General features: G+C 60.4%; 14 protein-coding genes. 13 read left to right on the top strand and 1 reads right to left on the bottom strand.

The window, feature by feature from the left end; translation table 11 throughout:
* The first annotated feature begins 48 nt into the window (after positions 1-48).
* The 13 genes from JW799_RS07450 to JW799_RS07390 all read left to right on the top strand — a co-directional run bounded on the left by JW799_RS07450 (position 49) and on the right by JW799_RS07390 (position 18,712).
* Positions 49-1,572, top strand: a complete 1,524-nt coding sequence (locus JW799_RS07450; protein WP_205429297.1) for a M23 family metallopeptidase — start codon at positions 49-51, stop codon at positions 1,570-1,572.
* 410 nt (positions 1,573-1,982) lie between these two features.
* Positions 1,983-3,557: an amidase gene (locus JW799_RS07445; protein WP_338026237.1), complete on the top strand. Its 1,575-nt coding sequence runs from the start codon at positions 1,983-1,985 to the stop codon at positions 3,555-3,557.
* 850 nt (positions 3,558-4,407) lie between these two features.
* Complete coding sequence (gene yycF, locus JW799_RS07440; RefSeq protein WP_080832465.1) at positions 4,408-5,145, top strand: response regulator YycF; 738 nt, start codon at positions 4,408-4,410, stop codon at positions 5,143-5,145.
* Positions 5,145-6,977, top strand: coding sequence for a cell wall metabolism sensor histidine kinase WalK (gene walK / locus JW799_RS07435; protein WP_080832346.1), 1,833 nt, complete (start codon positions 5,145-5,147; stop codon positions 6,975-6,977). Before yycF ends, walK begins: the two co-directional genes overlap by 1 nt.
* Positions 6,974-8,251 carry a YycH family regulatory protein gene (locus tag JW799_RS07430; protein ID WP_080832347.1) on the top strand — a complete coding sequence of 426 codons (1,278 nt, stop codon included), beginning with the start codon at positions 6,974-6,976 and terminating at the stop codon, positions 8,249-8,251. The genes walK and JW799_RS07430 overlap by 4 nt, the downstream gene beginning before the upstream one ends.
* A 76-nt stretch (positions 8,252-8,327) precedes the next feature.
* A complete protein-coding gene (yycI, locus tag JW799_RS07425; RefSeq protein ID WP_080832348.1) occupies positions 8,328-9,107 on the top strand; it encodes a two-component system regulatory protein YycI in 780 nt (259 codons plus the stop codon).
* A 193-nt stretch (positions 9,108-9,300) separates the two neighbouring features.
* On the top strand, positions 9,301-10,107 hold the full coding sequence (locus tag JW799_RS07420) for an MBL fold metallo-hydrolase (protein ID WP_080832349.1): 807 nt from the start codon (positions 9,301-9,303) through the stop codon (positions 10,105-10,107).
* A gap of 218 nt (positions 10,108-10,325) precedes the next feature.
* Positions 10,326-11,621 (top strand): S1C family serine protease, encoded by a 1,296-nt coding sequence (locus JW799_RS07415; RefSeq protein WP_080832350.1) that lies wholly within the window; start codon positions 10,326-10,328, stop codon positions 11,619-11,621.
* A gap of 14 nt (positions 11,622-11,635) precedes the next feature.
* Entirely contained in the window at positions 11,636-11,803 is a 168-nt protein-coding gene (locus JW799_RS07410) for a CxxH/CxxC protein (RefSeq protein ID WP_080832351.1), read from the top strand.
* 467 nt (positions 11,804-12,270) lie between these two features.
* Positions 12,271-13,578 carry a PQQ-dependent sugar dehydrogenase gene (locus tag JW799_RS07405; protein WP_205429293.1) on the top strand — a complete coding sequence of 436 codons (1,308 nt, stop codon included), beginning with the start codon at positions 12,271-12,273 and terminating at the stop codon, positions 13,576-13,578.
* 64 nt (positions 13,579-13,642) lie between these two features.
* Positions 13,643-14,095, top strand: coding sequence for a hypothetical protein (locus JW799_RS07400; RefSeq protein ID WP_080832353.1), 453 nt, complete (start codon positions 13,643-13,645; stop codon positions 14,093-14,095).
* A gap of 711 nt (positions 14,096-14,806) precedes the next feature.
* A complete protein-coding gene (locus JW799_RS07395; RefSeq protein WP_205429291.1) occupies positions 14,807-16,555 on the top strand; it encodes an ABC transporter ATP-binding protein in 1,749 nt (582 codons plus the stop codon).
* 135 nt (positions 16,556-16,690) lie between these two features.
* Positions 16,691-18,712, top strand: a complete 2,022-nt coding sequence (locus tag JW799_RS07390; protein WP_338026236.1) for an ABC transporter ATP-binding protein — start codon at positions 16,691-16,693, stop codon at positions 18,710-18,712.
* A gap of 325 nt (positions 18,713-19,037) precedes the next feature.
* Here JW799_RS07390 and JW799_RS07385 read toward each other — a convergent pair whose 3' ends face one another.
* Positions 19,038-20,420, bottom strand: a complete 1,383-nt coding sequence (locus JW799_RS07385) for a sulfatase family protein (protein WP_205429289.1) — start codon at positions 20,418-20,420, stop codon at positions 19,038-19,040.
* Positions 20,421-20,820: the final 400 nt, after the last annotated feature.

Genomic DNA, 20,820 nt, shown 5'->3' with positions numbered 1-20,820 from the left:
CAAAAGAAACGGAAAAGTTTACCGAATGGAAGCGAAAAGGAGAAAATCATGGCCGTTTTTAAGAAAGCGGGCCCGATCCGGAACGTGCGGTCTTCCATTAGACAACGCATCCGGGATCTCGAGTCCGCAAGTTTTTGGCAACATTACAAGAAACCGATTCTCGCCACGGCGGCCGCGCTTATCGCGGTTTCGGGCGTTTTCGTCGGCTCGATCCAATATGTGAAGGCGAACTCGGTCTCCTATTATCAAGTTCTATTAAACGGAGAGCCGATCGGAGATATAAGCGATACGAAGCTGGTTCAGGATTTACTCGACGAAAAGGCGAAGGAGCTCGCCGCCGCCGAAGGCGACGTCGTCTACAAGCTGTACGATGACCAGGTGAGTTTCGAGCCTGAAACCGCCTACAAGAAAACGCCCGACGACGAGTCGACGCTCGAGCTCGTGGCTGCGGGCCTGAAGACGCATCCTACGGGCGTCAAGCTGATGATCAACGGCAAAGAGGTCGGCATCGTCAAGGACAAGGCCACGGCGGACGCCATTCTGGCGCGAGTCAAGGAAAAGTTCGTTCCCGCCTCGGCCCAGGTCAAATCGAACGTTCAGGCGCTTTCTTACAGCGCCGGCGCGACCGCCGCTGCGGATACCGCCGCTTCGGCGAATGCGACGCCCGGAGAAGAGCGCATCGTCGAGTCGATTCAATTTTTGGAGCAAGTGAACACGATCCCGGTCGATCTGTATAAGGCCGACATCGACGATCCCGAAGAGCTTTACCAGCTGCTGACGACCGGCAATCCCGAAACGGTTACCTACACCGTTCAGGAGGGAGATTGCATCGGCTGCATCGCGCAGAAGCAGGGCGTTTCGGAATCTCTCATTTACGCCAACAACACCTGGATCGAAGACGATCGAATCGATGTCGGGGACGTACTTAACCTTACCCAAATTCAACCGGTGCTGAACGTCCAAACGCAAGAACAGGTGACGGAAATCGAAGTGATCGATCCGCCGGTCGAAATCCGCAAGACGGACGAGCTGAAGCTCGGCCAATCGAAGACGGTGCGGGAAGGCACGAACGGCAAGCGGAAAGTCACCTACAAATTGGTCAAGCAGAACGGAGTGGCTATCGAAGAAGAGTTGGTGTCCAGCGAAGTGCTGGTGCCCGCCGTTTCGACCGTCATTTTAAAAGGAACGAAAGTCATTCCGAGCGAAGGCACCGGAACGTTCGCCTGGCCGGTATCGAACGCGAAAATTTCAAGCTATTACGGCAAGCGCTGGGGCCGCACGCACAAAGGCATCGACCTGACCGGCAGCAAGACGATCATGGCCGCCGACAACGGCACGATCGAATTCGTCGGCACGAAGAGCGGCTACGGCAACACGATCATCATCAATCACAACAACGGCTTCAAAACGCTTTACGGCCACCTGAAAAGCTTCAGCGTCAAGGAAGGCCAGGTCGTCTCGAAAGGCGATTCCATCGGCGTCATGGGAAATACAGGACGCTCCACCGGCACTCATCTGCATTTCGAAATTCATTTGAACGGCGTCATTCGCAATCCTACGAGTTATTTATAATAGAAAAGATAAACAGATACAGAGAGAAGACCGATCCGTTTGGCGCCTTTCGATGCCGGGCGGGTCGGTTTTTTTGTCGAATAAAACGGCCTCCCCGAACTTCGGTCGGACGACCCGCCGGGGCTAGGTACCCCCTTGTCGAAATTCACCCTAGGAAATGTTAAGTAATTTGACAATATGGTCGGAAGAAAGAGAAAAATAGATTGACATCTGACATGTATAGGGCGTACCATGCAAGTGTATCTGCAAAATATGGATATAATTCCTATTTTATAAAGGAGGATATGCGATTTATAACGAAAAGCAGTGTTATGTATGTTAACGTAAATGCCGTGGATCGGGAACGGAAAACGCATGCCGACAACAAGAACGAAGCGGACGATGAAACTACTCTTTGGGAGGACGACCAAGTGAATTTGCGAAGTCTTTTTTTCAAGCGTGTTGTTTTCATGTCGCTATTGACGGGTCTTTTGATGAGCGGCCTGACCGTATCTGCGGCCGAAAGCTTTTCCTATGAAGAAATAACGGTAAAAGATTTGCAGCAAGGGTACGAAGAAGGGGCATATACGGCGGAGGAAGTCGTACAGTCGTACCTCGATCGCATCGAAATCTATGAACCGAACTATAACGCTTTTACGATGATGAATCCGGAGGCTTTGGCGGAAGCGCGCGAAATCGACCGGCGCCGGGCGGCCGGCGAGGAGCTGGGGCCGCTGGCGGGCGTGCCGATCGTCATTAAGGAAGCGGTCGACGTCGCCGGCTTCCCTTCGACGTTCGGATGGGCGCCGCTCAGCAAGGAGTCGGGAGGAATCGAAATCATCCCCGAAAAAGACGCGCCCGTCGTCGCCAGGCTGAAGGCGGCCGGGGCGATCATTCTCGGCAAAACGAACATTCCGGCGTTCAGCGCCGACGGTACTCGCGCGAGCACGAGCTGGGCGGGCGACACGTACAACGCCGTCGACCGCAAGCTCGTTCCCGGGGCGAGCAGCTCCGGAACCGCGATGGCCGTCTCGGGGAATTTCGCGGTGCTGGGCATCGCGGAGGAAACCGGCGGCTCGATTCAAAATCCGGCGGCGGCGCAGGCGCTCGTCGGCATTAAGCCGACGTTCGGCCTCGTTCCGAACGCGGGCGTCGTGCCGCTGGGCGGAAGCACGAGAGACGTCATCGGGCCGCATGCGCGAACGGTGCGGGACGCCGCGCTCATGCTTGACGTCATTGCGGGCTATTCGGCGGAAGATCCGAAGACGGTCGCCTCGATTGGCAACATTCCCCGCAACGGCTATACGTCCAAGCTCAGCACGCTGGCGCTGAAGAACAAGCGGATCGGCCTTTACGGGCCGGGCTGGCTCGACCAGGAAATGTCGAAGGAGACGCAGGCGCTGTACGATCGCGCCGTCAAGGAATTGGAAAGCCAGGGCGCGGTCGTCGTCACCGATCCTTTTGCCGGTTCGGAGTTCGCCGCATACGCGAAAGAGGTCGGATCGCTCGGTCTCGAATCGCTGATATACGACATGGAACAATATTTGGAGCGCCTCGGCCCGGACTCGCCGATTCAATCGGTAACGGAGCTGATCGCAAAAACGGGCGAAACGCCCTCGCTGTTCGAGAGATATAAGGAAGCTCTGGAAAATCCGGACGAAATTCCGGACCTGTCGACGTATGCGGCGGCCCGCACGAAGCTGCTTCGCATTTTCAACGACGTCATGGACAACAACGATCTGGACGCGCTCGTTTTCCCGCAAATGTACGAGGAGACGCCGCTGCTGGACGGAGAGGAACGGATTTACGACACGACCGTTCCGGAAATCAACATTCTAGGCGTTCCTTTGATCACGGTGCCGGCAGGTTACTACGACAGCGGCGCCCCGTTCTCCCTCGCGTTTCTCGGCAAGCTGTGGAGCGAAGCCGACCTGCTCGGCATGGCATTCGACTACGAGCGGGCCACGCAATATCGCGTTGCGCCGACGCTGGTCGTCAAGCCTTAAGGGGAAGGATAGAGGGTAGAAAAAAAGCTTTCCCTGGCCGTCAGGTGCCGGTTCGGGGAAAAGGATAGACGTCCCCCTCGGCAAATGCCGAACCGGGGAAGAGGGATAGCCGTCCTCCTCGGCGACTGCCGATTCAGGGGGACGGTTTTTTGCTTCGCGTTTGCGCCGCATATGGGCGCGAGCGTGATTTGGTCATTGCGCAGCCGCGGCCTCCGCGCGCCAGGCGCCATGAAGTTCCGCCTTTGCTCGTCATGCCCTGCGAAGCTCACCTTTGCGCGCCGGGGCTGCGAGCGGCACGGCTTGCGGACAGCGGAAACGGGGACGGGCCCGGGCGGAGGGAGCCTTCGTTGGATTTTATCCAATCTACAGAAGGGAAAACGGTGAAACCCTCCGTCTATAGTGGATTTTATACAACGAGAAACCGGGAATGAGAGACGAATCTCCGAAAAGGCCTCGCCAGATTGGACAAAATCCACTGAAGCTAACGGATTGCGCGAAAAAGCCGATTTCGGTTGGACAAAATCCACTGAAGCTCTGCCCAAACTCGGGCCCGTCTGCCTAGGAGTCCGTCAAATCCCGCCATGCTGCAACCTCTCTAATAATCGCGTATAATCGCGAACAGGCCCATGTTCACGAGAAGCAGTTGATCCGTTTTTAAGATGAGAGAAGCGGCGCGATCGCAAGAAGACGCCCGAAGCAGAACGACCGTAACGGAGCCGACCCGCGATGGCCGACGGCTCCGAATCATTTCCAATCGCTGGCGCCGGCGATTCGTTGGGAGAGAGCGCCCAGGTATGGTAATATAGAAGGGACAATGCAGCTTCCGGGAGACGAGGAGGCGTTAACGTATATGCCGGGTAAAATACTGGTGGTCGACGACGAGCGGCCGATTGCGGATATTTTGAAATTCAACCTGGAAAAAGAGGGCTATGAGGTCGTCTGCGCGTTCGACGGCGAGGAGGCCGTTCGTCTCGCGTTCGAGACCGGGCCCGATTTGATCTTGCTCGACCTCATGCTGCCGGTGAAGGACGGCATGGACGTGTGCCGCGAGGTGCGCAGCAAGCTGTCCGTTCCGATCATCATGCTGACGGCCAAGGACACGGAAATCGACAAGGTGCTCGGGCTGGAGCTCGGCGCCGACGATTACGTGACCAAGCCCTTCGGGACGAGGGAGCTGCTCGCGCGGGTGAAGGCGCATCTGCGCCGCCAGCGCAAGGAAGGGCCGGCGCGCCCGGAAGGGGAGGCGGCGGCGGAGAACGAGCGGCAGGGACTCAAGCTGTTCAACCTGTTCATCGACACGGATATGTACGTCGTGTACAAGAACGGGCAGCCGCTCGATCTGACGCATCGGGAGTTCGAGCTCGTGCATTATCTTGCCCGCAACAGCGGCAAGGTGATGACCCGCGAGCATTTGCTGCAGGCGGTATGGGGCTTCGAATATTTCGGCGACGTCCGCACGGTCGATGTGACGATCCGGCGGCTGCGCGAGAAGATCGAGGACGATCCGGGACGGCCGGAAATCATTTTGACCCGGCGCGGCCTGGGCTACTTAATGCGCAATCCGAAAATGACGGGCGGTTACGGATGATGAATCTGTTCCGCCCTTTCCGTACCATTCAGGTGAAGTTCATCATTATGGTACTGCTTCTGATCCTGATCGCGGTGCAGCTGATCGGGGTTTATTTTATAAGCACGATGAAAAGCTCGCTCATCGAGTCGTTCACGAACGGCATCAATTCGCAGGCGCGGCTGCTGACCGTGCTGGCGGAAGGCGCGCTCGTGGAGCGTCAGGGCGATACCGGCAATCCGGCGGAGGAAACGAGCGCCGAGCTGAACCAGCTGGTCAGCAACCTGTTCAACATCAACGGGGCGGAAACCCAGGTGCTGGATGCCAGCGGCCGCGTGCTCGCGACGTCGATGCAGTCGCACCAGTCGTATGTCGGGCGCAAGAACACGTCGCTGCTCGTCAGCCGTGCGCTGCAAGGGATCAGCGACAACTCCGAGGAGATCATCGACGAGGACAACGTCCGCAAAAAGGTCATCGCGAAGCCCGTCATCAGCAACGGCAAAATCGTCGGCGCGGTGTACATCGTCGCCTCGATGAAGGAGATGTACGACACGATCGACCGGGTGAACCGGATTTTCGTGACGGGCATGCTGCTCGCGCTCGGATTGACCGCGATTTTGGGGATTTTGCTGGCCGGCACGATCACCCAGCCGATCAAGGCGCTGACGCGGCAGGCGTCCGCGGTGGCGGAGGGCAACTTCGACGAGCGGGTGCCGGTGTTCGGCAACGACGAGCTGGGCCAGCTCAGCACGGCGTTCAACGAAATGACCGACCGGCTCAGCGAAGCGCTGTCGCTCAACGAGGAGGAGAAGGAGAAGCTCTCCTCCATCCTGGCGAATATGAGCGACGGCGTGCTCGCTTCCGACGAGCTCGGCCGCGTCATCGTGGCCAACCGCCGGGCGCGGGGCATGCTCGGTCTGGAGCGGATCGAGGGCATGACGATGTCGGAGTGCCTGAACATCGACAAGGAGTCGATCGCGGAGACGCTGCAGGGCAAGGAGTTTACCCTGCTGATCGAGCGGGCGGGGGAGGATGGCGAGGAGGCGCTGCTGTTCCGCGTGACGCTGACGCCGATCCGCCGCCGCGACAAAGGGGTCGTCGGCGCCATCGCGGTGCTTCACGACGCCACGGAGTCGGAGAAGCTGGAGCAATCCCGCCGGGAATTCGTCGCCAACGTGTCGCACGAGCTAAGGACGCCGCTCACGACGATCAAGAGCTACGCCGAAGCGCTGAACGACGGGGCGCTGAGCGAGCCGCCGCTCGCCGAGCGTTTCGTGGGCGTCATCCGCAGCGAAACGGAGCGGATGATCCGGCTTGTGACGGATCTGCTGCACCTGTCGCGCTTCGATTCGAAGCAGTCGCAGCTCTGGCGGCAGATGGTCGACGTGGAGGAGATCATGGAAGACGTCGTCGACCGGTTTTCGCTGCAGCTCAGGCAGAAGGCGATTACCGCCGGGGTGCAGGTCGAAGCGAACCTGCCGCAAGTATGGCTGGACCGCGACGGCATCGACCAGGTGCTCGACAACCTGGTGTCCAATGCGATCAAGTACACGCTGGACGGCGGCAGGGTGCTTCTGGCGGCGCGGCTGGGCGAGAACGGGCAATTGGAAATCGCCGTTCAGGATACGGGCATCGGCATCCCGAAAAAAGACATCGAGCGCATCTTCGAACGGTTTTACCGGGTAGACAAGGCCCGTTCCCGCAGCATGGGCGGTACCGGGCTCGGGCTGTCCATTGCCCGGGAAATCGTCCGCGCCCACGGAGGCCATATTCATCTGGAATCCGAGGCCGGCGTCGGAACGAAGGTAACGGTCACCGTGCCGGCGGCGCAGGAAGGAAGTGAGCGGCCATGATCGAAGGCGCGAAGACCGTGCTGCTGGCGCTGCTTGTCGCGCTTAGCCTCGTGCAGAGCTACTTTCTGATGTACAGCACGCCCGGCATGGAGACGCAGGTCGGCATCGAACAGGATTACGTGAAAATGGAGCCGCTCGGACCGGAGGAAAAGGTGGAAAATCTGCTGTTTCCCGAGCAGCTCATCCTGCACATGGGGGAAGACCGGCATACGATTTTTTACCCGCAGGATACGTTTTACGATATGGTGCTGACGAAGCTGCAAAGCCGCGAATTCACCGGGTTTCAGCGCGACTCGATCCAATCGGTCGACTGGGACGAGGTGCGCAGGGAATACCGGGGCGTCGAGGTTCGCTTCGGCCGGCCGATTCCGTTCGAACTGGTGCAGCGGGTGTTCAAGGTCGATTCCGACTTTCTGTTCTCGGGCGACTCCGTCACCCGGATCTGGATTTTCTCGCGCGACGACAGGGAAGAGGTTCGCACGTTTTTCTTCAGCGCGGACGGCGTCAGCGTGTACGAGTCGCTGCGGGCCGATCTGACCGTGCAGGACGTTCAGCAGTACACCGGCTTCGGGGAGTATTGGACGCCCTATGAATATTGGGACGGCTATTACGTCCCGATGCAGGAAAAGAGCTACCCGGCCGTCCAGGCGACCTACAGCCGGCTTACGCCGGAACAGATGCAGCGCAACCTGTTCCTCGATCCGACCACGACCCGGACCATCCAGGACCGGCAGGACGGAACGGAAATTTATACCGACGGCAAGCGGGGGCTGAAGGTGGAGCAGGAGGGCGGCTGGCTGACGTACACCGATCCGGTGGCTCCGACCGACAGCGAAAACAAGCTGACCGACAACATCGCCAGCGCCGTGCAGTTCGTGAACCAGCACGGCGGCTGGAACGGCACGCATCGGCTCGAGCGCACGGAGGCGACCGCCGGAACGGACGTCGTATGGTTTCAGCAATACATGAACGGATTGCCGATCGTCTCGCACGACGGATTCCGGTTCGGCTACATGCAGCTCAGCATTCAGCAGGGCGTCGTCTCCTCGTACGAGCGGTCGCTCATCATGCTCGACCCGGAGCCCGCGAAGACGGAGCAGCGCAAGCTGCAGGCGGGAGACCCGCTCAAGAAGCGGATTCGCGAAGCGGCGGACGGCGGCATCGTCGAAGCGGTCTATCCGGCTTATCGGCCGGAGCTCGGCGAAAATTCGCTGACGCTGACGCCGGTATGGGCGATTCGCCTGACGACGGGCGAAGTTCGCACGATCGCCTGACGACGGGCGAAGTTCGCACGATCGGCTGACGGCCGGCGCGCTTGGCGAACGAACAGGAGTCAAAGGAGGGGCGATCATGGACTGGGGCCGAACGAAAAGCGTGCTCATCTTCGCTTTTTTGCTGCTGAACGCGTTGCTCGGGTATCAGCTGTGGCTGAATTTGCAGGAGCGGCTCGATACGGCCGTCGACTGGACGTCGCTGCCTCCCGAGACGCAGCAGGTCATGCAGGAAAAATCGATTAAAGTGGAAGCGCAAATTCCGACCGAAACGCCGGCGATGCAGGAAATCACCTACAAGCTGGAGCAGGAGGGCAGCGGCCGCGTGAAGGCGATCGAACCCCCGAAGGATTCGCGCATCGTGTTCGCGGAGCAGGAGCTGCGGCAGGAGCTGGGGGGCGTCATCCCCGACCTTGCCAAATACCGCTTCGACAACTGGGCAAGCCGGGAAGGCGTTTTCGTGCTGAACCGGACGGAGGGCGGGTGGCCGATTTTCGACGTTTGGCTGGAGCTTTACTACAGCAATCAAAAAATCAACGGCTACACGCAGGACGTCATTTCGATTTTGCCGTCGGAAGGCGGCGCCGCCCAGAAGGTGCTGCCGGCCGCCAAAGTGGTCAAAAACCTGATCGAAAACTATTTGCCGGCCGGGTCGAACATCAAGGAAGTCCAGCTCGGCTACCACGGCCAAATTATTTTCGATTCGGAGACCCAGGTTGCCGCGCCTTCTTGGAGGGTTTTGCTGGAAGACGGCGAAGTTTACTATGTACATGCCATTAGCAGCGAAGTCGTCACGAACAAATCCGATAACGCCGCCGCCGGCGGGGAGATGGAGGAGGCTTCCTCCGAAGCCGGGTAGCCGCATCGACGGCCGGCGTCCCCGGACGGCGAAGGAGCATTTCGGCGGCGATACGGATGCAGAATAGACGTTTCGGTAAGGATCGAGGAGTTTCGGTTCGCGCCCGAAAGGGCGCGCGGCCGATGCGGCCGGCATCCCGCGCCGCCGGCGCGCAAGGAACCCGCGGGACTGGGAGAGGAAAGGATTTTTCATCATGGGATTGCAATTCAGCGTATTGTGCAGCGGATCCACCGGCAACGCGACCGTCGTGTCCTCCGACGCGGCGACCGTGCTCGTCGACGTGGGCCTGAGCGCCCGCAAAGTGGAAGAGCTCATGAAGGAGCGCGAGGTGTCCGGAGCGGATCTGGACGCCATCTTCGTCACGCACGAGCATTCCGATCATATCAAGGGACTCGGGGCGATGGCGCGCAAGTTCAATTTGCCGGTGTACGCGAACGAGAAAACATGGACCGCGATGCACAAAAGCATAGGCGAATTACCCGACGAGCAGCGGCATATACTGCCGACGGGGACCGCAATGGAAATCTACGACTTGCGCATCGAATCGTACGCCATCTCGCACGACGCGGCGGAGCCGGTCGGCTACTGCTTCCGCGCGGGCGGCCGCAAGCTGAGCCTGGCGACGGACCTCGGCTACGTCAGCGACAAGGTGATGGAGCAGCTGAAGCAGTCCGACGTGCTCGTGCTGGAAGCGAATCACGACATCAACATGCTGCGGATGGGGCGTTATCCGTGGAACATCAAGCGCCGGATTCTCGGGGACAGCGGCCATCTGTCGAACGAGGCGGCGGGCGAAGCGCTTTGCCGGCTGCTGGATTCGGGAGATTTGCGCAGGGTGTATCTGGCCCATTTGAGCCAGGAGCACAACATGATGGATTTGGCCAAACTGACCGTCAATACGGTGCTCGAAGACAACGGTTATTTTTATCAAAAACATGAATTCGCGCTTTGCGAAACGTACGCGGATCGTCCGACGCCGTGGGATCTGGTGAAGGCTTGAAGCGGAATTCGGGAAAATTGGTTCCGTTTCCTATCTTTACATACCGAATGCGGGTTCGGGGACTCTTGCTTCGCTTGCCGAATTCAATTAGTATTTTAGACAAACCAGTCATTTTCGGCGCATTTGGAAGCCGTTCATGGATTCGCGGAATCGCTCGTTTGCGGCGAATTCCGGCTTACGGCATCGGGAGCGGGACTCCCTGAAAGCAGGTGCAGCGCATGAGCTTTTTTGACGACGATTTTTTTTCGACCCGAGTAAAACGAAGAAGCAGAGGCGGACGGCGCGAGTGGCCGGGTTCGTTCGGAAACGGCGGCCGCTCGCAAGCCTCGATGTTTCGGGTGGCTATCATATCTTCTTTAGTCAGTTCGCTTGCCGTCGCTCTCTTGTTTACCTTCATCGTTCGGCCGGGAGGTTCGGAGAGTCGTCCCGCCGTCGTCACCGGGCAGCCGGTGATCGAGACCTCGGAGCGGATCATCACCGCCTCGGCCAAAGTCCGGCCCGCCGTCGTCAGCATCGTCAACCGGGCGGAGGAGCCGGGATCCGGGGACGAAGGCGACGATTCGCTGACGAACGCCAGCCTCGGTTCGGGGGTCATTTTCGAGAAAAAGGGCGGCAAAGCGCGAATTATTACGAACGCTCACGTCATTCAGAACGCCGCGCACGTGCAAGTCGCGCTGCTGAACGGAGAGCAGAAGGAAGCGACCATCGTCGGCAAGGATTCGATTGCCGATTTGGCGGTGCTTGAAGTGGACGGCAAAGGCATCGACACCGTCGCGGAAATCGGCGATTCCACGCGTCTTCGCGAAGGCGAGACGGTCATCGCGATCGGCAACCCGCTCGGGTTCAACGACTCGCTGACGGACGGCATCGTATCGAACCTGAACCGGATCATCCCGGTTTCGCTCAATCAGGACGGCATTTACGACTGGGAAGAAGAAGTCATCCAAATTTCCGCGCCGATCAATCCCGGCAACAGCGGAGGCGCGCTCGTCAATCTGGATGGAGAGCTGATCGGCATCAACAGCATGAAGGTTGCGGACATGGGCATCGAGGGCATCGGGTTCGCGCTGCCGATCCATGACGTCATGCCGGTCGTGAAGGAGCTGGAGGAGCGCGGCAAGGTGCTTCGCCCGTATTTGGGCGTTTACTCGATGGATTTGTCCGCTTTTCTCGATTACAACGCGACGGAGGACTTTCTGTTCGAAGAGGACGAAAGCGAATCGCCGGAGACGAGCGAAGAGGAATCGCCCGAGGAGATGCTGGGCATTCCGGACAGCGTGAAGGAAGGCGTCGTCGTGCTGGAAGCGGTCGGTCCGGCGAAGGATGCGGGTCTCATGCTCAACGACGTCATCGTCAAGCTGGACGGCGCGAGCGTCGGCAGCACGATGGAGCTTCGGAAGCATCTGTATAACCGCAAGAAAATCGGGGAAACGCTGACGGTAACGTTCTATCGCGGAAGCGAGAAGATGGAGATCGCCGTGAAGCTGATCGAAAAAGACGAAGACACCGAGTAGGAAGGACTAACGGAATGTATTGTGTTTGCAAGGAGCACGTCGAGCTTGCGATCGACAAATTCGTCGACGAGTATGAGGATGCGCCGGATTTGGTCGATCTGAAAACGACGAAGTTTTCCGATTGGGATCCGCCCAAGAGCTGCGATTGGTGCGAGGAACCGGCGATCGTGCTGGTCGTCTGAGTCGGCCGGCAGTCGGGCGCAAGCCTGAACCGGCCAAGATGTCGGGCGCAAACGAAGAAGACACAAGGAGAACCTCCGATCCCGCGGGATCGGGGGTTTTTTGAGTAAAAACGACTCATTTCACCGCCTTCTCATGTCCGCTGTCGATCCAGATGAGTCGTGGCGACTCATCTCGACCCTCCAAACGCATATGGCCGCACGCAGTTGAGTAAAAATGACTCATTTTGCCGCCCCCGCATGCCCGCTGACGATCCGGTTGAGTCATGGCGACTCATCTTAACCCGTCCCCGCATGCGGCCGTCCTTCGGCAGGAAACGGGTCGCTCATGTCAAATACTGTACAACGTGGCAACGAGTCCGTCACAGCTCTGCCTGGCAGCGATAGTCTCGCGCCGCGTAAAGGCATGGAGCAATGGTCGACCGGAGCTTATCGGGCATGAATCAGGCCTACAACAAGGGGGTAGAAGGATGAAAAAAATCGGACGAATAGCGGCGATAGCGATACTGATCGTTCTGTGCGCGGGGTGCGATTGGCTCCCGTGGAGCGCCGGGTCGACGGGGAACGAGACGGAAGTCCCGGCGCAGGCGGAATCGGACGCAGGGGCGGCCGAACCGTCCGGCGAAACGGATGCGGGAGAGAGCGAGCCGGCCGGCGAAACGGCGACAGGCGCGGCTGACCCGTCCGCGAGCGGCGGCGGAAACGAGGCCGAGCTGCCGGAAGTCAAGCTGGAGCCGCTGATCGGCGAAGGCGTGTTTGAGTCCCCGGTCGGAATCGAGGTCGCGCCCGGGAATCCGGAGGTCATCTACGTCGTCGATCAGCCGGGAACGATCTCGGCCGTCGATCCGGCCGATCCCGGGAAAGAGCCGGTCCTTTTGCTGGACATTCGAGACCGCGTGCATGACGAGGGCATGGAACAAGGCTTGCTCGGTCTCGCTTTTCACCCTCGGTTCGCAACGAACGGTTACTTTTACGTCAATTACACGACCGCAACCCATACGGTCATCGCCCGGTACGAGGCCGACCCCGCGGCGGGCAAAGCCGATCCGGCAAGCGAACGCGTGCTGCTGACGTTCGAGCAGCCGTATTCGAACCATAACGGCGGCCAGCTCGCCTTCGGCCCGGACGGCTATTTGTACATCGCGACAGGCGACGGGGGAAGCGGCGGCGATCCGCATGGAAACGGGCAAAACGTAAACGCGCTGCTCGGGAAAATTTTGCGCATCGACGTGGACCGGACGGACGGGAACAAAGCCTACGCGATTCCCGGGGACAATCCGTTCGCGAGCGGCGGCGGCGCGCCGGAAATTTACGCCTACGGGCTGCGCAACCCGTGGCGGTTCAGCTTCGATCCGGCTACGGGCCGGTTGTGGGCGGCCGACGTCGGACAGAACGAGATCGAGGAGATCGATCGGATCGAAAAGGGCGGCAACTACGGCTGGAACGTCAAGGAGGGCACCGCCTGCTTCGAGCCGGCCGAGGGCTGCGAGAGCGACGGGCTGATCGACCCGGTCTGGGAGTACGGCCGCGACGAGGGCATTTCGGTGACGGGCGGCTATGTTTACCGCGGCGGCCAGCTCGCCGGCCTGGAGGGCTGGTACGTTTACGGCGACTACGGTTCGGGCAAAATATGGGCGCTGCGGCAGCGCGAGGACGGGAGCGCCGACAATCGGCTGCTGCTCGAATCCGGACTGAACGTGATGTCGTTCGGCATCGACGCGAAAGGCGAATTGTACGTGTGCTCGCCGAGGGGCATTTGGCGACTATTGGCAGCCTGAAACGCGAAACAATCGGTCATCGGGGATCGTCAAATGTATAACAAAGGTTGAAGGGGTGTCCCCGATGGTGTTAACCAAATTCAGCAACGCGGCGTTAATCCGAGCGGCCGCCGTCATGTCCGTCGTCATGGGCGTTTTGTACATTCCGTCGTCCGGCTTCCGCATTGCCGTCCCGGCCATCGGCCTCGGTCCCGAATGGGTGGAAGGCCAGAGCGAATTATGGGCAACGTACGCCGTCTTCGGGGGCATCGTCCTTTTTGCCGCCTCCTTTCTGTTGAATCTTTCCCAATCCCGGCCCTTCAAACTCGCCACGCTCGGATTCGGGCTGCTGGCCGCGCTGCTGCTGATCGCGGGGCAGCTGCCGCCGTTGTTCTGGTGGACGCTGGCCGCCGCGGACGGATTCGCTTGGTCGAGCCTGTTGGGCATCGCGATGCATTTGCTGCTGGCGGTTTTGTCCACCTGGGTGGCGCTTTTGACCCTTAACGGGTACGAGCGGTTGAAGCTTTTCCGGTCATGACTTTCCGCGCGCCAAACGGTTTCTCGACGGCAAGCTGAAGGCGGCAGGCGTTTGAGCCGTCCATCCGTTCTCATATTGCCGCGGACGCGCGCATAGATATGGTAGCGGGAGACGAAACGTCGATCCGGCGGGAGAGGAGAAGCCGGCGAAGGAGCATTCCGCCGATTTGGAGGGAATGGAATGAGCTCCGAACTTCTCATCCAGTTGCTTGCGCTTGTGGTCATGATCGTCGGTCTGGCTAACCGCTCCGGTAAAACTTAATCGTCTCTCGAGCAAGCCCGGAGCGCGTTTCCGGGCTTGCGCTTTGCCCGCTGCCGGGGGCGAAGAAGGCGGCGGAACGGAAAGGGTTCGAAGCGGGCGAAGCGAAAAAAAGCATATTGCCGATTGAAAAAACCGATTGACAGTCCTTCCATGGGATGGTAAAGTGACAAATAGATTTCACTTTCAGAAAGGAGTGCGTTCGATGCGTGTCGATAACGGTTACCCCATGTTTGCCGTCGGTATGTCGCCGAACGTAATCCGATAGCGCACGATTAACGACAGAAGATCGGGCGCATGGTTACGTTCTCGTAATCGTGCGCCCTTTTTGCGCCGCTGAAATCGAACGTTTGTTCGGGATTTCGCGGCAGGGCGTATCGCTTGCGAGCGGTACGTTTTTTATTTGGAATCGACTTGGGCCAACAAGCAAGAAAGCGAGGCGGGAAAAAGGAAATGTTTACGGTATTGCGAAAGCTCGGATGGTTTTTCCGTCTGCACTGGCGCAGGTATTCGGTGGCGGTCGTGCTGCTGGCCATCGTCGGCGTCATCGACGTGCTGCCTCCCCGAATGATGGGGACGGTCATCGACGGCATTCACCAAGGAACGCTTACCCGGGAGGAATTCGTTCAAACGCTGCTCATTCTGATCGGCATCACGGTCGGCAGCTACGCGATTACGTACGTGTGGATGCGGCAGCTGTTCGGCGGGGCGTTTCTGCTGGAGCTGCTGCTGCGCAGAAGGCTCATGCGCCATTTTCTCAAAATGACGCCGACCTTTTACGAGCGCAACCGGACGGGCGATTTGATGGCCCGCTCGACGAACGACTTGTGGGCGATTTCGAATACGGCGGGCTTCGGCATTCTGACGCTGATCGATTCGACGTTGTTCATGCTGACGGTGCTGTTCATGATGGCGGTGCTGATCAGCTGGGAGCTGACGCTGGCGGCGCTGCTGCCGCTGCCGCTGCTCGCGCTGCTCATGCAGACGTTCGGCAAGCGCATCCACGAGCGTTTCATGAAATCGCAGGACGCGTTCGGCGAGCTGAACGACCAGGTGCTCGAATCGGTGTCCGGCGTTCGGGTCGTGCGGGCGTACGTGCAGGAGGAAGCGGACCGCGGCCGGTTTCACGCGAAAACGTCGGAAGTGCTGGCGAAGAACATCGCCGTCGCGAAGATCGACGCGCTGTTCGAGCCGACGAACAAGATTTTGGTCAACATGAGCTATTTGATCGGCCTTTGCTACGGCGGCTACCTGGTGTTCCGCAACGAGATCACGCTCGGCGAGCTCGTATCGTTCAACGTGTTTCTCGGCATGCTCATCTGGCCGATGTTCGCGATCGGCGAGCTGATCAACATCATGCAGCGGGGCAACGCGTCGCTCGACCGGGTATCCGAAACCCTCGGCTATCGGCCGGACGTGGAGGACGGGGACGAGCTCGTCGCGATGGAAAAGCCGGGCGAGATCGCGTTCGACAACGTCACCTTCCGGTATCCGAGCTCGGTGACGGACAATCTCGCGAACGTGTCGTTCACGCTGAAGCCGGGACAGACGCTCGGCATCGTCGGACGCACCGGAAGCGGCAAAACGACGCTGCTCAAGCAGCTGCTGCGCGAATATCCGCTCGGGAGCGGCGAAATCTCGGTGTCCGGCGTGCCGCTGGGCAAGCTGGAAATCGACCGGCTGATCGGCTGGATCGGATACGTGCCGCAGCAGCCGATTTTGTTCTCGCGGACGATTCGCGAAAATATATTGTTCGGGGCGGAACGGGCGACGGAGGAGGACCTTCGGCGGGCGCTGGAGCGGGCTTCGTTCGCGAAGGATATCGCGTTCCTCCCGGACGGCCTGGAGACGCTGGTCGGGGAGAAGGGCGTCGCGCTGTCCGGCGGGCAGAAGCAGCGGGTCAGCATCGCGCGGGCTCTGATCGCGAATCCGGAAATTTTGATTCTGGACGACGCGCTGTCGGCGGTCGACGCGAAGACCGAGGCCGAGATCATCGACGGCATCCGGACGGAACGCGCGGGCAAGACGACGCTGATCGCGACGCACCGGCTGTCGGCGGTTCAGCACGCCGAGCTGATCGTCGTGCTCGACGAGGGCCGGATCGTGGAAAGCGGCACGCACGAGGAGCTGCTGCAGCGAGGAGGCTGGTACCGGGAGCAATACGACCGGCAGCAGCTGGAGGCGTACGTCGAGGCTTCGTAAAGCCGGCGCCGGAAGGCGCATGGAAGAGCGGGCAGCGATCTGACGGAGAACGGGCAGGCCGGCAAACCGGAGGAGAAGCGGGGAGTCCCGCAAGCCGACGCCGCCAGGGCGTCACGAACGAAGGAAGGTGCGAACGTGGGAAGTACGGGCAAACGGTTGTTCCGCTATGCCATGCTGTATAAGAAGCCGATTTTTGCGGCGCTCGGGTTCATGCTCATCGCGGTATGCGTCGAGCTGCTCGGGCCGCTCATCGCGCAGCGGATGATCGACAACAATATTATGGGCATCGAAAAGAAGTGGCACGTCGAAGCGTCCGAAAGCCGGTACGGCGTCGAGTACGAAGGCGTGCGCTACAAGCGAGAGGATCATTTTTCCGGGGACGAAACGAAAGGCGAAGTCGCCCGGGTGCTGCAGATGGAAGGGAAAAATTACTTCCTGCGCGGCGATTTGGCGTTCGACGGCAAGCGCTCGGTGACGGACGGAACGCTTACCGTAACCGCCGAAGACGGGACCGCGGCCGTCTATCCGGTTACCCCGCTGACGTCGGAGGAGCTGTACCGGTTTTACAAGCCGGAGCTGCCGGGACTGCTTACGCTGGCGGCCGCCTACCTGGGGCTGCTGGCGGTCGCCGCGGTGTTTACCTACTTCCAGCGGCTGCTGCTGCAGAAGTCGGCCAACCGGATCGTGCAGCGGATGCGGGAGGACGTGTTCGCGCATACGCAGCGGCTGCCGGTGCAGTATTTCGACAACTTGCCGGCGGGCAAAGTCGTTTCCCGCATCACGAACGACACGGAGGCGGTGCGCGAGCTGTTCGTCGCGGTGTTGACGAACTTTTTTGCCGGGGCGGTCTATATGGTCGCCATCTTCGGGGCGCTGTTCATGCTTGAGCCGTGGCTCGCCGCGCTCGCGCTTCCGATCGTGCCGATTCTGGCCGTCTGGATCGTCGTGTACCGCAAATTCGCCGGCCGGTACAACGAGGTGATTCGCAACAAGCTGAGCGACATCAACGCCATGATCAACGAGTCGATCCTCGGCATGCCGATCATCCAGGCGTTCCGCCGGAGCAAGCGGACGATGGAGGAATTCGAGGAGCACAACAAGGAATTTTACAAATATCAAAACAAGCTGCTCAACCTGAACTCGCTGACTTCGCACAACCTGGTGAACGTCGTGCGGAACGCGCTGTTCATCGTCGTCATCTGGCTGTTCTGGGGCGACTGGCTCGGCTCGATCGTGACGGTCGGCGTATTGTACGCTTTTATCGATTACATGAACCGGATGTTCCAGCCGATCGTCGGCATCGTGAACCAACTGGCGAACCTGGAGACGGCCCGGGTGTCGGCGGAGCGGGTGTTTCGGCTGCTCGACGAACCGGGCACGGACGTGGCGACGGGCGCGCTTCCGCGCTACAAGGGCGAGGTGCGTTTCGAAGACGTTACGTTTGCCTACAAGAACGACGATTACGTGCTGAAAAACATTTCGTTCGAAGCGCGCCAGGGGGAAACGGTGGCGCTGGTCGGGCATACCGGCTCGGGCAAGAGCTCGATCCTGAACCTGCTGTTCCGCTTCTACGACATCGAGAAGGGCAGCATCAAGGTGGACGGAACCGACGTCCGGGACATTCCGAAGCAGCTGCTGCGCCAGCATATGGGCATCGTGCTGCAGGACCCGTACCTGTTCACCGGGACGATCGCTTCGAACGTCAGCCTTGACAATCCGGCCATCACCCGGGACAAGGTGGTGCAGGCGCTCAAGGATGTCGGCGCGTACGACATGTTCATGAACCTGCCCGGCGGCATCGACGAGCCGGTGCTGGAGAAGGGCAGCACACTGTCCGCCGGTCAGCGGCAGCTCATTTCGTTCGCGCGGGCGCTCGCTTACGATCCGGCGATTTTGATCCTGGACGAGGCGACGGCCAGCATCGACACCGAGACGGAGGCGATCATCCAGCAGGCGCTCGACGTGCTGAAGCAGGGGCGGACGACGTTCGTCATCGCGCACCGGCTGTCGACGATCCGCCAGGCGGACCAGATTCTCGTGCTCGACCGCGGCGAAATCGTGGAGCGCGGCAACCACGAGACGCTGATGCAGCACGGGGGCAAATATTACGCGATGTACCAGCTGCAGCAGGGCGGCGCGCCCGTGCTGAGCGCTTAGCTTGGCTTAGCTTAGCGAGGCGGCGGCTTACGATAGCCCATCGGATCGCAAAAATACGAAGCCCGCATCCCCGGTCCGGGGGTGCGGGCTTCGCGCGATCGGCGGGCTTTTTCTATTGCCGCTAAGGGCCGGCGATTCCTTCTCGTTAGGGAGGCGTTTGTCGGTTCGGACGGCCGATGCGGCATTTTCCGGGTCTCGGCTGGGGGAGCGCGGCGAAGCGAGAAACGGGCGCCGTCGACCCCAAGGAACATCCCGCCAGCCGAACGGTCCGGCTGGTTCAGCTAGTTCGGCTGGTCCGGTTGCTGTCTCCCGCCGCGTTTTGCCGTCAGCTCCAAAGCTCCTCGCCTTCCCGCAAGTAGCGCTGGCCCGGCTCGACCGGGGGAGCCTCCGCGATGACCGGCTCCGGTTCGCCGGCCTCGACGATGCGGCGGATCAGCCGCTCGCGCAGCCGGTCGGCGATTTCCCGGTGGGAGCGGAAGCCGGCCAGATTGGTCAGCTCGTACGGGTCGGCCGCGAGGTCGTACAGGAACTGCTCCTCGTACCGCAGGGAGTGCGAATCGCGAATCGGATCGCGGTCCGGCGCGTGCACGGCGTATTTCCAGCGCTTCGTGCGGATGGCCCGGCCGACCTGCGATTCGCTGATCTGCACGAACACTTCGTCGTTCCAATCCGACGGCTGCCTGCGAACGAGCGGGACGATCGACTTGCCCTGCATCCGTTCCGGCACCTCGATGCCGGACGCTTCGAGCAGCGTCGGCACCAGATCGACGAGGCTGACGAGGCGGTCGATCCGCCCGCCGCCGTCGAAGCCGGGACCGCCGATCGCGCAAGGAATGCGGATCGAGCTCTCGTGGCACGAGCGCTTGTATTCGCCGTTGCGCGTTTTGAAGTGGGAGCCGTGGTCGGAGGCGAACAGCACGATGGTGTTCCGCTTGAGGCCAAGGCTGCGCAGCGCGTCCATGATCCGGCCGAGCGCTTCGTCCAGCCGCTTGACCATGCCGTAGTAGCCGCCGAGATGCTGCGGCGCCGTTCCCGTCAGCGCGGCCAGATCGGGCGGCGTCCAACGGGACGTGTAGGCGTCCCGGTAGACGTCCGGAGCGGGGTAATCGTCGCGATGGTTCTGATGGTGCGGCTCCAGAAACGACAGAAACAGAAAAAACGGATTGTCGCGCGGAGCCGCGACGTACCGGATGGCGGCGTCCGTCAGCGCGTCGACCCGATAGCCCGGCAGCTTCACGGGGCGGCCGTCGTTGTCGTACACCGTCGTGTCGTAGGCGTCCGAAGTATGCTCCAGCGAATCCGCCGCGAGCCAGTAGCGGTAGCGTCCCCGCAGGTTGGGCGGCACCGGCCGGTCGCGGGTGACGGCCAGGTGCCACTTGCCGATGTACCCGGTATCGTAGCCCGCCTCATTATAATAATCCGCGAGCGTCGGCAGCTCCTCCCGAAGCGGAATACCGTTGCGATAGCAGCCGGTTTCGGTCGCGTACAGGCCGGTTTGCAGGCTGGAACGGGCCGGCGCGCACACCGGCTGGCAGGTGAAGGCGTACTCCAGATGGGTGCCCTCCCGGGCCATCCGGTCAAAATTCGGCGTCAGGCCGAGCGGATTGCCGTGAACGCCGGTCGTGTCCCAGCGCTGCTGGTCGGTGAAAAACACGATGACGTTCGGCCGTTCCGCGGCTTTTGCGTTCGGGTTGGCGGACGGTTGCATGGTTTTGGCCTCCTTTGTTTGATTGTTGCTTACCCATTCTAGATATATAGCGAAGCAGCGTGGAACTTACGTTGGATTTTGTCCAATGGGCGAAACGAAAAACGGGGAAACCTCGGTCTGGAGTGGATTTTATCCAATGAGAAACGACGAAATCGGGCGGAATCCTCGAAAAGGCCCCGCTAGATTGGACAAAATCCAACGGAGCCGGCGAGTTCCGCGAAAAAGCCGGTTTGATTGGACAAAATCCAACGAAGCTTCGCCGAGAGCTCCTCCGGGTTCGTGCTCCCCCGCCTTCGCACGCACGCTGACCGGGTAACGATGACTCATTTCGCAGCCCTCGCAGGTCCGCTAACGATCCAGTTGAGTCGTGGCGACTCATCTCAGCCCGCCATGCGCATGC

This window comes from Cohnella algarum (genome assembly GCF_016937515.1).
In the GTDB taxonomy this organism is placed as follows: Bacteria; Bacillota; Bacilli; order Paenibacillales; family Paenibacillaceae; genus Cohnella; species Cohnella algarum.
Note: the sequence above shows the minus strand (reverse complement) of the source record. Positions and strands in the feature narration are given on the sequence as shown.